This is a genomic window from Paenibacillus sp. J22P165 (genome assembly GCF_059692015.1).
The window spans coordinates 76,660-90,403 of the sequence record NZ_JCAUAP010000006.1; the positions used below are offsets into that span (position 1 = coordinate 76,660).

The following is a 13,744-nucleotide window of genomic DNA, read 5'->3' on the forward strand; positions in this document are numbered from 1 at the left end:
GAAGGAGTCTAATAATTCATGGAAGAAAAAATGCACATACAGGAATTGACGGTACTTCCTTCCGTATTAGTCGTAAGCATTGATGGTTTTGGCTATTCGAATTGGGAGCGGCCAGACGTGCCGATGCCTAATCTCAAGCGACTTGCTGGGCTTGGTGCGAGCGGGAAGTTACGAAGTATCACTCCAACTGCTACTTGGGCCATTCATACCAGCCTGGTCTGTGGGACGCATCCTCGTAAGCACGGCGTATTGGGGAATTGGGTAGTGGATCGCGAGACGAATCAGGTGGGGGAACATTTTGGAGAACGCATGTACCCGAAGGAAGAATCAGTAAAAGGGTTAACGATCTATGATGCGGTACATGAGCTCGGTGGAAAGACGGCAGCTTTATGCTGGCCGAAAACGTATGGAGCCAAGGGGCTCGATGACGTAATTCCGGAGTGCTATGAGCAAGATCTAATGGAAGCGGGAAGTAGTGAATCGCTATGGCAGGAGTTGGTTCAGCTTGGACTTCCGATGGAGCATTACGCCGCTTGGAGTAAAGACCACGCGCGTGGTTCCATGCAGGATTGGCTGACGACCGAAGCTGCTAAACATCTCATCCGGACGAGGATGCCGAACCTATTGCTCGTGCACTATTTATTGCCCGACAGCTACCAGCATGACTACGGAACACATTCGGCAGAACTAGATTGGGCACTTCGTTATACGGATGAGCGAATCGGCCAACTACTGGAGGAGCTGGACAACGCGGGGTTAAGCGAAAAGACATATGTAATTGTTCTTTCCGATCATGGTTTTAGCGATGCAACTAAAACGTTTTACCCGAATGTACTGTTTAAGAAGTTAGGTTGGTTTGATGCTGAGGCGCCTGAGCGCAGTCAAGTCATGGCAGTATCGAACGGTGGATGTGGCTATGCCTATGTGCTGGAGCGGGAACCGGCTAAACGCAAAGTTTTGTTAGCTGAAGTGCGAGATCAGTTGGCAAATGCTGAAGGTGTATATCGACTGTTGGAGACGGATGTTGACTTTTCTGAATGGGGACTGCCAATTGGAGAAGAGCAAGCACGCTTCAAACCAGATTTCGTGTTCGAGATGGAGTTGGATTGGTTCGTTAACTTTGGCCACGCGGGTGATGAGGTGATGGCGGAGCGGGCAAAATTCGTCGGTATGCACGGATATTTGCCAGATCACGAAGCGATGAAGGCGATGTTCGTCATAGCTGGGCCAGGAATAGCAGGCGGTCAAGAGCTGCTAGAGATCCAGGCTGTCGATGTGGCGCCAACGATCGCGAGTTGGTTCGGAATGCAACTACCAGACGCAGATGGTCAAGAAGTGCAGCTAAGAGGGAAGGACAGAGGAGAGGTCTATGAGCGAGCTGAAACCAAGTGAAACAAAAAAGGCAAAAGCTGCAATGGCCATGCTGGAGCAGGCTGAAGCCGTGTTTTTTGATCTGGACGGATGCATATATTTTGGAGATCGGTTAGCTCCAGGCGCTAAAGCAGTATTGGAGCGGCTGCGATGGATCAAGGGCAAACATGTACGGTTTGTGACTAACAATTCGACAGATACGGGCTCTCAGGTAGCGTTACGACTGTCTGCAATGGGGCTAGAGGTTGACCCGGAGCACGTATTGACTGCAACCGAATTGGTTGGGCAATATATATTGGAAAAGCATGGCGCCTTATCGTTGAAAGCCATCGGAAGCGAATCTCTCCAGTCGTCCCTGAAAAAATATGGACATAAGCTCGTTTCACTGGATATCGAAGGTGGTGCAGATGCTGTGGTTATTGGTCGAGATCCAAAATTCGATTATGCAAAGCTGCAAGCAATCGTAGAAGAAATGGACCATGGGACGCCAGTTATTGCTACCAATCCTGATCTGTTCCACCCAGGCAGCCGTGGTCAGAAGATTCCTGAGACCGGGGCATTGTACAAACCTGCGGAGGCGATTACCGGAGGGATCGTCGAGTACTTTGGCAAGCCTGCGCCTCATATGTTCCACTTGGCATTAAGACACTGCGGGGTTGCACGTCCGGAATCTTGTGTCATGGTCGGAGACAATCCGTATACCGACATCGCCGGTGGGCGTGCGGCGGGGCTCCGAACGTTGTGGTTACATGGTGCAGCACTAGGCTCATCTGTTACTGCGGAACCTGGCTTAGTCGGTGAGAGTGACGATGCTACCATGACTGTAGGCGATTTAGCAGACTTTGCAGTGGCGGATTTACTTGAACTTGTTAGTTACTAATACGTCAGTTCGAAAAAGCATAAAGGTTGCCGATAATTAAACGGCCGCCTATTGTGCTTTTTCTAATTTCTAACAGGATTTTGGCGAATCATCTTAATAAAGTTCATTGCGGAAGCTGATAAGGGTTCATTTTTGCGCGTGCAAATTGCAATTGTATTGGTTAAATGAATCCCTTCTACAAAGACTCGGCATAATTCACCACGTCTTACATATTCGCGCACAACCAACGAAGAAACAAAATTGGCACCATAGCCTGCAACAACAGCGGTGATAGCTTCATGCAACCCATTGAATTGCAAAGAGATTGTAGGGGGTGAAGTATTGTAGGTGCGACATAAAGATAGTAATCGCTCTCGAGTTGAACTCCCTTCCTCACGCATAACGAAGGGTTCCTTCATCATGTCAGTCAGTGAAATATGTTGATTCGCATACCGATGATTAGGTGCAACGACGAACCATAACTCGTCCTGAAATAATTCCTCTGTCTGAATCGTATCCGAATATTCCTCTGGTATCCCCCCATAAATGGCTATATCCACATCGACATTTAAGAGTTGTTTTAGAGCGTCATTGGAATTCGTAGTTGTAATGATCATTTCAACTTGTTCGAACTGTTGTTTGAATTGGGCTATCCAGGTAGGGATTAGGAAATGAGCAGGTAAATAGGTCGCGGCTAAACGAATGCATCCATAGTAGCCGTTACGGTAATCCTGAGCATACCGTTCAATTTGTTGTTCTACAGCAAAAAGTCGTTTTGCAAGTAAAGCAATTTCTTCACCTGCATCTGTTAATACAATACCTCTTCCTTGGGGCTTGAGTAGCGTTAGGAGCAGTTCTTTTTCAAATTTCTTAATCTGTGCAGTTATGGCTGGTTGGCTTATATGAAGTAGTTCGGAAGCACGAGTTACACTTCCGGTGCTAGCAATGACATGAAACAAGCGTAAGGCATGTAGATTCATTTCGATTCTCCTATTCAGACATTCATACAATATATATATGTATCTATTATAAACATATATTATATTTATGATTTTAACTCAGTTACACTGTTAATAGAAGTCAACAATGAAGAGGAGAAGTGATCTTAATGAGTCAGATCAACGTCTGGGATAAGGTCGATCAGTATATAACGGAGCGTCTCATTCAACATGATGCTATTCTCGAAAAAGTGTTGTCCAGAAATCAAGAGGCAGGATTACCGGCTTATGATGTTTCACCTACACAAGGGAAATTGTTAAACTTGCTTGTACACATGCAGGGATCAAAACGTATCTTGGAGATCGGTACATTGGGAGGATACAGTACAATCTGGATGGCAAGAGCCCTGCCTGCCGAGGGGGAAATAGTCACGCTGGAGCTTGATCCACATCATGCACAGGTGGCAGCAGCTAATCTCTGCCTGGCGGAAGTGCAAGATAAGGTAAAACTTCGAGTAGGGGATGCTTTAGAGCAACTGGCAGAGATGAGTAACGAGGGTGTGGCACCTTTTGATTTTATATTTATTGATGCTGACAAGCCGAATAATCCCAATTATTTAAAATGGGCTCTTTACTTTTCCCATCCTGGAACTGTGATTATTGGAGATAATGTCATTCGAGAAGGCGAGGTTATTAATGAAAACAGTGAAGATCCACGTGTACAGGGTGTTAGGGCATTTTATGATCTTATCGCAGATGAGGATAGAATAACAGCCACTGCGATTCAAACTGTTGGAAGTAAAGGATATGATGGGTTCGTTTTTGGTATGGTTACTAGCTAAGTACGATAACATCAATAAAAAGGGGCTGTCTCAAAAGTCGATCTAGACTTTTTGAGAACAGCCTCTTTTTACGTTCATGACCTTTGAGTCATGAACCTGATTCCTTTGCTTCCCGTAATCTAACTGGATATTCTCCATCTATTTGAAGAGGATTTCTAGAATTCGAAAGGTTAACTGTATTTTCTGTAGTTAATTCCCTTCAATTTGCTCATATCTTCAAATTTCAAGCAAATTAGCTGTAGTTTTTCCATCTAATCCTGCAAACAGGTCAGATTCGGACTAATTAGATGTAGTTTATACATCTAAACACGTAGTGGCAGCTAGAAAGAATACCCAAGAGTTTAAAGTTTTCTGCTTCGCGTCTTCCAAAGGTTACTTATGGGACAGCCTCTTTTATTGTATATGTATTCATTAACTGATGTTGTGTTGATTTAAATGCTCATAAATCGTTCCATTCACTTCCTCGTCTCTTAACAAGGGGACGGATATACCTTCAAACGTATTCCCAATGATGAAAACGTTGTGGGCATCAATGGCATGCACACCGATTTCGGAGTTTTTCATCGTATTGTTCAAAATCATAATGTTGGTATTGAATTTACCGCTGAATCCAGCGGATTTCACACCAATACAACCGGCTGCTCCATATCTGGGGAAGAAACCGCAATTGTCAAACTCACAATCTTTAATTAAGATATCCGTTGCATGCCCACCTTCGGCGTGAACGGGTAATTCTGCGCCGAGTAAGATCCCAGGATTCATCGTATTTTTGTAGGTGCAATTTAAAATAACCACATGGTCGTATCGCACTAGATGACCGGCCCCAGCAATGTTCGTAAACTCCGAATTTTTACAAATGTACCTGTCAGGCTCCCAACAAGCGGCGCTTCCTAGCATGCCTTCTTGTGTGATGATAGGTAGCCTCTCGTTCAATCGAACCCGGTAATAATTCCCTCGATCGCCTTTCCCTTCGTGATGCCAATCTGCAATGGTTAGCCGATAGATGTCTTCTTCGTGATTTAATTCAATAACACTGCCTATGTCCAGCTTTGCAAAGGTATGATGGCAAAAGAACAATGCCTCATCATCGCTCAGCACTTCTTTTAAAATGAGCCAATTGCTGTGCATGTTCTGACCATCCATTCGAACCCCTTCGATGATCAACTGGTCAATGTTGAGATCACCACTGCATTTGAAGATTTTCCAAGCATCCCTTGGGGCTGTAAATAAGCGATTGCCATCCGGTTTAAAAATTACGCGTTCGGCGGTTATGTGCTTACATGCCTCCGTTAACATGCAGAAGCCATTGGAATTATAGGTCCTTAAATTGAAAAGGTTTAAATGGTCACATCTGGCAAAGTAAGTTTGAAAGTCGGTCTGAGCCCCTTGATGCCAAGAGACGTATTCTCCGACTTGTACCTTAGCAGCTACCTCTGTATTCGTTAAGGACAATTGATTCGGGGCGATTAGTTCCCATAGTACGCCGGCTCCAAAACCATAAGTAACACTTTCACCAGTCAGTGCTCCTGTCTCTGGATTAAAACGATTCATACAATAACAGCCCATTCCGTCGTAGCAAGGATTACCTTCAAAAACGTCGACGACGATATGAGAATCACTTTTTGCAATAACAACACCTGCCGATGCGTAAAACGGCTCACGGGAAAAAGCGATATTTTTGAGTGCAAGCCTGTCGTTGTCTTCACACCACAGGATCGCGGGCAGGTAGCCGTGAATCTGAAGATCGTTGATGCCAACGAATACGGTCGCAGGATCGCCTTGTTCGTCCACTGCACCTAATAATGTTAGCTTTTGAGAGCCTTGAATGACGATATGGCATTCTTTGCTGATCTGCGCGGTGCTTCCGGCATCATGTTCAAACCCTGCTGTAGAGAAAGTTATTGCACTTTGCAGCATATAGCGTCGTGGTTCAAAAATCACGAACTCCGCTTTTGTTTCTATCGCATGTTGAATCGCCGCGCGAATCATTACTGCATCGTCGGAACCTTTGAAATGGTTGACATGGACCACAGGAATAGAATTCATTCTGATGACTCCTTTGGGTTATTATGCAAACAGAATAAAGTATTTAGGTTTATAAAGATATAAATAATCATGTGAAAACTTTAGTTATTTGGCGATTTCGTAGAAAAATGATAATTTTAACGTAATAATGACTGTTTATTCAAATATCACCTTCTATAATTGTATGTAGACGTTTCCATGAAGGGGTTAGGCACGCATGAATCGCATATCCGCTATGTTCGGGAAATTACGAATAACGCCAAAAGTGTTCCTTCTGACATTCCTTTGTTTTGAGTTACTGACGTTAGTGACGGCGTACTCATTTAATCAACACTCGTCAGAGATACTGATCAAATCTCAAATGGATTATGCAAGACAAGCCGTTCAGAAATCCAATCGGTACTTAGACAGTAATTTGCAAAATATACGGACTGCGCTTAGCTCGATCGTGAATGATAGCAGGTTGAAAACGGGCGACTATAAGCAGTTGGAAACCTGGATGTCAGTGAATCTGCTCTATCTAGCGCCGAATTTGAGTAATGTCCATCTGATTTCCAATCAAGACGTTCTAGCCAGTTCTTCTTCGCACAGTTGGGATTTGTTTGACGATCCTGTGATTCAACAATTATTAGCGAGTCCACTTGTAGACTCAAAATGGGTTGGGCCTTATCATTCCACAGTTTCAGGATACACATTGACTTATGTAACGCCAGTAGATTTGATGAATGGCTCTCGAGGTATCTTGCTGGCTGATGTGAATTTGGAAAGGTTGTACTACACATTATTTCCTGATGAAGTGCAGGATGTATCTGAGAATCTTATTATTTTGGATAAAGAATTACGTCCAGTTATTGGGAAAGAGCCTTATATCCACTATGATTATGTTCAAAAAGTCTATAATTTGACTGGGTTTGACCCGTTCATTCTTCGCTCCAGCTGGGGGCAAAAAGAGTTCATGAATCCTCAAGCCGACGACAGTATCATTATGACGAGGGGATATAATACGATTCTTGAATGGCAGTTAGTGGTTATCATGAACAAAAGTGAACTTCTGGCACCTCTTAAGCAATCGATAAGCGACTCGATCCAGCTTGCGCTGATCTCTTTTTTACTCGCGTTAGGGTTATCCTTATTAATAACCGTATTAATTTCTTCGCCCATTAAAAGAATGACTAAATTTGTTCAAAAAGTAGGAGAGGGAGATTTAGATTCCCATCTTGCAGTGAAAACGGAAGATGAGATCGGCTACCTAGCTATGCATTTCAATTTAATGACGAAAAAAATTGGGCAGTTGCTGTCTGATTTAAAATATAGCGAGGAGCAGAAAAAGCTTTCTGATTTTCGTGCTTTGCACGCCCAAATTAAGCCTCATTTTTTATATAATACGTTAAATACGATCAGCATGCTCGGACGGCGAGGCGATATGGAGAAGATGGATACGCTGATCTCTGCCTTATCGAATCAGTTACACTATGCACTCGATAACTCGCCAGATCCAGTAAAAATGAGGGAAGAGTTGATCGCGATTGAGAATTACGTAGAACTTATGAAAATCCGTTATCCGAATAAATGCGAGTTTGAATTCGACATTGATCCTCTTTCCTTGGAATATAAGCTTCCTAAGTTTATTTTGCAGCCAATTGTTGAAAATGCCATTTTCCACGGGATCGTTCCTAAGGACGCAGGTGGAACCGTGTATATCGGAACTATGGTCAATCAGGAGGATTGGGAAATATTGATTGAAGATAATGGCATTGGCATGGAGAAGGAAACGTTACAAGAATTGTTAGAGAAGCTGGAACAACGTGAGAAAGTATTCAATAGAGTGAAGCATATTGGCATTGTGAACGTGCACGAACGATTCCAGCTCATGTTCGGATCCGATTATCAATTAACCATTGATAGTCATCCCCAAATCGGAACGAAAATATGGATTAAACTTCCTAAAGAAAGGGGGGAACCCGTTGAAACGTCTTCTTTTGATTGATGATGAAGAGATTGCCAGACAGCATATCAAAGAAGCTTTTCCGTGGGAGGAATGGGGGTATACCATTGTCGGTGAAGCAACGAACGGTGTAGAAGCATTAACGGCTATAGAGGCACTCAACCCAGATGTTGCTTTGATCGATATTACGATGCCGGTGATGGACGGATTGACGCTCCTGAAACATATTAATGACCGTTTTCCACAAACAAAATGCGTTATCCTAACCGCTCACAGAGAGTTCAGTTTTATTAATCAAGCGATGCAGCATGGTGCGCTCGGTTATATACTCAAATCACCTATCAACCTAATTGAAACCAAGGAAGCCTTAGACAAGGCGTCAAGAGAATCTGAGAAAGATATAACAATTATGTCTGCCTCCATGAACCATAAGACCATTCAAAGGAACAGTTATCCATTAAGAATGCATTATTTTCAACAGATCTTAATGGGGCTTTATTCCACAGATAGTGAGATTAATCAGAAAGGGAAAGAAATCGGTGCGAAATTGGCGTTTGCAACATTCGTACTAGTGGTTATTGAAGTTGATCAGCTAGTAAGTTTAAAGGAACGCTATTCAAGCAATGACAGAATGCTTATCGAATTCAGCATGTTAGAAATTATTCGAGAATTGCTTCAAGAATCTTTTCCTATCCATAGTGAGTTATTTCCATTGGAGTTCGGAAAAATGGTTGTACTACTTGCCTCAGATGACAAGGAATTGGATAAAGAAGGAAGCCTGGTTGCCTGTTTGCGACTTGAGCAGACGATTCAAGGTCCTTTGGAGAAATACTTAGATGTCGCTATGAAGTTGGCAGCTAGCGAACCATTCAGCAGGCTCTACCAACTTCGTTCTATATACAAACAAATCAATGGTTTGTTCGTACATCGCTTTTATCAGGAGAAGCCTAAAACGATTTTTACATATGGGCTCCGTCCATTTGGGCCTCTCGGCCTTCTACAGCTATCTGAGTTAAATGCATTAGCTGACAATCTGCAAGTAGATAGATCCTATGCTGCTTATTTCAAAATACTAGACAAGATAAAAGCGTATCTCCTGGAGTGGTATCCATCACCTATAGAAGTTCGGAATTGGTTTCAATCTCTGGCGTCGCGCATGACTGACGCGGCCTATTTACCAGAATGGCCGCAATTTGAAGCTGTCAATAACTTGAGTGAGGCTATACAGTTACTATTAGCTTGGCTGCAGAAGTGTGATCGAATCGAGGCAGAAGCAATCGTGGTCCGCCCTGAAATTGGACGCGCTATCTTGTACATTCGTCAGCATTTGGGAGAAGAGTTGACCGTAGATGCAATTGCAGGGGAGTCTGGGCTTAGCGCCTCTCATTTTAGCCATATTTTCAAGAAAGAGACGGGAATGTCTGTCATCGATTATGTACTGGAGCAAAGAATCGAACTAGCTAAGCAGTATTTAGCAGAAGGTAAATTTCGAAATTACGAATTGTCGGAGAAGGTTGGTTTTCAACACTATTCGTACTTCTCCAATATATTTAAGAAGATGACAGGCATGAGCCCCAACGAATATAAACGCACAGTGAAAAACGTCATTACGATACCAAATTAGTTCAATAAACAAAAAAAGAGCTGACCCCAAGCAGATAATTCTACTGGGTCAGCTTTTTTTACTTAACGTGCACTTTCAAATCGTCTTCTTTGACGTTTTGCTTTTCGAGCATGGAGAAGCTCATATACCGTTGGCACCATGATCAGCGTGAAGAGCGTTGCTGAAGTCAGACCGCCGATAACAACGACTGCTAAGCCTCTGGAAACGATGCTGCCTTCTTCAGCTTTGGCAAGAACAAGCGGCACCATCGCACAAATAGTAGCAACGGCTGTCATTAAGATTGGTCGCATCCGTGTAGCCGCGGCTTCAAGCAAGGACTCGCGAATAGTCATATGCTCTTCATTTTGTTTCACACGATCAATCAAGACGATGGCATTCGTGACGACGATACCGATCAGCATCAAGAATCCGAAGATTGATGTAACGTCGAAGGATGTTTTTGTTATCATCATGCCAACAATCGCTCCAACGGCCGCGAAAGGAAGGGATACCATACTCGCGATCGGTGCGCGGAACGATTTGAATGTGATAACCATGATCAACAGTACGATACCAATGGAAACACCCATGGTCATGAACAAGTCAGCAAAATCGCTGGATTGCTCAGCCGATGCTCCGCCAACGGTCAAAGCAACGCCTGTTGGAAGCTTCAGATCTTTCGTGTTTTTCGTAATGTCAGTATTGATTTTGGACAGTTTAGTTGAGTCTACGAGTGCCGTCACACGCAAGAATTGTTGATTATTCTTATGAAGTATCGTGTTGGACTCATTTGTTTTTTCGATTTTCGCAACAGAGGTTAAAGCCGCTGGACCCGTTGCGGTCATGATTTGAATATTGGATAGGTCTGAAACCGTCGACGGATTAATCAAAGCATCTAGCACAACAGGAATTTCTTTGTTTTCCAGCTTCATGGAACCAATCGGTGTTGGATTCATGAGGGAGCGGATCGTACCTGCAATTTCTTCAGGTTTAGCTCGTGTAGGATCAACAGTAATCGAGTAGCCTGGTTTCGTTACATTTTGATTACTTGTCACTTTCTCGACGCCTTCAATACCTTTGATTGCGGCAATGACATCTGCAGCAGCTTGATCTAAGCTCTTGGCGGAATCGCCTGTTAGATCAACTGTAATGGCGGAACCGCTGCTTCCATCAAATCCGCCACCGCCTGCTTGCAAATCAGCGTCCGGATATTTAGATTTTTGGGTGAGAACCTGATCGATAAAATGCTGAGTATCCACATCTTTCTTCATGAAGACTTGGAAGGTTGCAATCGTTGGAGGCGCTACGCTACCCCATTTGGCATTATCTTCGGTATTCCCTTGTTGCAGAATCAGATGATCAAGCTCACTTTGTTCGAGCATGAATTTCTCCAATTCCATGGCTTTGTCGCGCACAGTTGAAATCGGAGTTTCAGGTGTATAGGAAAGTGTGACACTCAATTGGCTTGCGGTGGAGCCGCCTACTGCCCCTTTTGGCATGACGAAGTAAAGCGCAATTGAACCGCCAAACAGGATAAGTGAAACAAGAATGGAGATGAATTTATGATTCAAGCTCCAGGATAAGATGCTTCTTAGACCTTTCGACTCTTTATGCTCTTTTAATTTCGTTTTGCGCAGTAACCAAGCGCTCATCAGAGGAACGACGGTTAATGCAACGAGCAAGGAGGAAAGCAGGGAATACGTTACGGTTAGGGCAAAAGGGAGCAGGAACGCTTGCAATGAGCCTTTCAAAAGTCCAAGCGGAAGGAATACGGCAACGGTAGTTAAGGTGGAAGCGGTAATCGCTCTGGCAACCTCGCGCGTTGCATCAAGGATTAATTCCTTGGAAAACTCGGCCTTCTGGGTTCTTCGGAAAATATTTTCGATAACAACGATACTATCATCTACGAGCCGTCCTACGGCGACGGCGACCCCGCCTAGCGTTAAGATATTCAACGTCACACCGGATTGAGAAAGCAGGAACAAGGTTAATCCAAGTGAAAGAGGGATAGAAACAATTGTAATGAATGTGGAGCGTACATTTCTAAGGAAGATCAGAATGACAATTGTCGCAAATAACGCGCCAAGCAACACTTCTCTCATCATACTGTTCACGGAAGTGACGACAGATTCAGCTGTGGAGTAAATCACTTCTGCCGTCGCACCTGGGTATTTCGTCGCGATTTCTTCTGAGATTTTATCTACTTCTTTACTGATATCAACAGCATTGGAGCTCGTATCCTTCGTCACGACCAACGTTAGAGAATCCTTACCGTTAATGCGTGTTAAGGTGTCTTTATTTGCGGCGACTTCAACCGTAGCAACATCCTTCAATTTGACGCCAGGGGCAACGGATAAATTACCCAGCGTATCTAGATCGCTTAGGCTTCCAATAACCTTGATGGCGCTCGTTTTGCCGTCGATGGGTCTTTCTCCAACGTTGACGGTCACATTTTGTCCTTGTAGGACACCCATAAGAACTTGTGCTGGCAATTGCGCTTGGGCTAATTTATCTTTGTCAGGATGAATGATCACTTGAGAGACCGAAGTTCCGCCAAGAACCACACTCGCGAGACCTCTGATTTGTTGAAATTCTGGTAAAATTTTCTCTTGCGCAAGCTCGATATTTTGTTTGGTTAAGCCATCTTTGAAATTGAGGGCAACCCAGGAGAGTGGAATCATCGAAGTGTTCAAACGGATGACGAAAGGCTTGGACATACCTGCTGGCAAAACAACCGAGTTTAGCGCTTCTTGAACGCTCGCTTGGGCATCCTTCATTTTAATATCCGAATCAAATGTCATATCAATTTTCATAAAGCCATCTGAGGATGTAGAGAATACTTCTTTCTTACCTGGCACACTGGAGACAGCTTTCTCTATAGGTGTAGTAGCACTATCCAGCATGGATTTGGCATCATATCCTTGACCGACGACCGTCACACTAATTTGTGGGAAGTCTGCACTTGGCAGAAATTCCATCGGCAATCTAAAGTAGCTGCCAATGCCTGTTCCTAAAATTAATATCACCAAAAAAATTACGGCTGCTTTGTTACTAAAAGCCCACTTCGTAAACCATGTCACACGTCTCGCGCCCTTTCAGTTCGATCTTTATTTTAGATATAGAATTCCATGTTTAGGAGGTTCTATGTAAATAAGGGGCGTATAGTTCTTATTTCATCATTTGGATAAAAGGATGTGCGAAAGGAAATGCTACCCTTATCGTCCATAGTGTGGCGAAGATACTGAAGATGACAGGAAGTGAACGTAACGCATGTTACAAGGCAAAAAGAGGTTGATCTGGATAGCCCTCATCTGTGTGGTCTTGTTCAGTGCTTCTACAACGACTGTATTTGCATATGGCAAAGGAGCGAAAGGCCCTGATGTCTACGCGGTTCAAGGGATGTTGAAGTCTCTTGGTTACTATTCAGGACCCATTACAGGCTATTATGGCAATCAAACACAAGCTGGGGTTAAAGCTTTTCAAAGCAGATATGGTTTGCCGGTAACGGGAAATGTTGACGATCAGACCTTACAATCCATTCTCTGGGCATATGGGAATCTGAAGATTCCGAAGAAGGTGACGCCAACACCGACACCAACGCCAGCACCGTCGCCGATTACACCGAGTCCAACGCCAGAGGAGAAGGTTCCTTCGACATCAGGCTTAACGGTGGAAGAGCAGCAAATGCTGGATCTTGTGAATAAAGAGCGTGCGACAGCTGGACTCTCAGCGCTTACAGCGGACCTAGAGCTCACCAAAACAGCTCGTCTCAAAAGCCAAGATATGGTGGATAACAAATATTTCTCCCATGATTCGCCAACGTATGGTTCACCATTCGATATGATGGAGAAATTCGGAATTACGTATAATGCAGCAGGGGAGAACATTGCTTGCAACCAAGGGGTTCAAGCGGCGCATGAAGCGCTAATGAACTCTCCAGGACATAAGGCTAATATTCTGAGTAAAGATTATACGCACATTGGCATCGGTATTGTGGACGGCGGACCGTGCGGTAAAATGTTTACCCAACAGTTTATTGGTAAATAGAATTGTTAAATGAAAAAGTCTTGGCCTGTGAGTCTGCCTGTTCCGTAATGGAACTGCAGGTCACCGGCTAAGACTTTTTTGCTAAGTTATGCTGATTCCAATCAGGCCGACAGG

Annotated in this window: 9 protein-coding genes; 6 read left to right on the forward strand and 3 right to left on the reverse strand. The window is 43.9% G+C overall.

The features are described 5' to 3' along the window. Positions 1-18: 18 nt before the first annotated feature. Entirely contained in the window at positions 19-1,392 is a 1,374-nt protein-coding gene (locus tag AC58QM_RS15550; protein ID WP_497285434.1) for an alkaline phosphatase family protein, read from the forward strand. Beyond that, positions 1,370-2,251, forward strand: a complete 882-nt coding sequence (locus AC58QM_RS15555) for an HAD-IIA family hydrolase (RefSeq protein WP_497285436.1) — start codon at positions 1,370-1,372, stop codon at positions 2,249-2,251. The genes AC58QM_RS15550 and AC58QM_RS15555 overlap by 23 nt, the downstream gene beginning before the upstream one ends. 62 nt (positions 2,252-2,313) lie before the next feature. Here AC58QM_RS15555 and AC58QM_RS15560 read toward each other — a convergent pair whose 3' ends face one another. After that, positions 2,314-3,210 carry a LysR substrate-binding domain-containing protein gene (locus AC58QM_RS15560; protein WP_497285438.1) on the reverse strand — a complete coding sequence of 299 codons (897 nt, stop codon included), beginning with the start codon at positions 3,208-3,210 and terminating at the stop codon, positions 2,314-2,316. Positions 3,211-3,338: 128 nt separating this feature from the next. Between AC58QM_RS15560 and AC58QM_RS15565 the strand changes: the two genes are divergently transcribed. Next, on the forward strand, positions 3,339-4,010 hold the full coding sequence (locus AC58QM_RS15565; RefSeq protein ID WP_497285440.1) for an O-methyltransferase: 672 nt from the start codon (positions 3,339-3,341) through the stop codon (positions 4,008-4,010). A 411-nt stretch (positions 4,011-4,421) separates the two neighbouring features. Here the strand turns inward: AC58QM_RS15565 and AC58QM_RS15570 are convergent, their stop codons facing one another. After that, entirely contained in the window at positions 4,422-6,056 is a 1,635-nt protein-coding gene (locus AC58QM_RS15570; protein ID WP_497285442.1) for a hypothetical protein, read from the reverse strand. A gap of 196 nt (positions 6,057-6,252) precedes the next feature. Between AC58QM_RS15570 and AC58QM_RS15575 the strand changes: the two genes are divergently transcribed. Further along, on the forward strand, positions 6,253-8,022 hold the full coding sequence (locus AC58QM_RS15575; RefSeq protein ID WP_497285443.1) for a sensor histidine kinase: 1,770 nt from the start codon (positions 6,253-6,255) through the stop codon (positions 8,020-8,022). Then, a complete protein-coding gene (locus AC58QM_RS15580; protein WP_497285445.1) occupies positions 8,000-9,604 on the forward strand; it encodes a response regulator transcription factor in 1,605 nt (534 codons plus the stop codon). Before AC58QM_RS15575 ends, AC58QM_RS15580 begins: the two co-directional genes overlap by 23 nt. A 62-nt stretch (positions 9,605-9,666) precedes the next feature. On the opposite strand, the gene AC58QM_RS15585 is transcribed toward AC58QM_RS15580, so the two are convergent. Continuing rightward, the gene (locus AC58QM_RS15585) at positions 9,667-12,663 is read right to left on the reverse strand and encodes an efflux RND transporter permease subunit (RefSeq protein WP_497285447.1); all 2,997 of its coding nucleotides are present in this window, start codon (positions 12,661-12,663) and stop codon (positions 9,667-9,669) included. A gap of 190 nt (positions 12,664-12,853) precedes the next feature. Here AC58QM_RS15585 and AC58QM_RS15590 point away from each other — a divergent pair, with 190 nt between their 5' ends. Continuing rightward, positions 12,854-13,630, forward strand: coding sequence for a peptidoglycan-binding protein (locus AC58QM_RS15590; protein WP_497285449.1), 777 nt, complete (start codon positions 12,854-12,856; stop codon positions 13,628-13,630). Positions 13,631-13,744 lie beyond the last annotated feature (114 nt).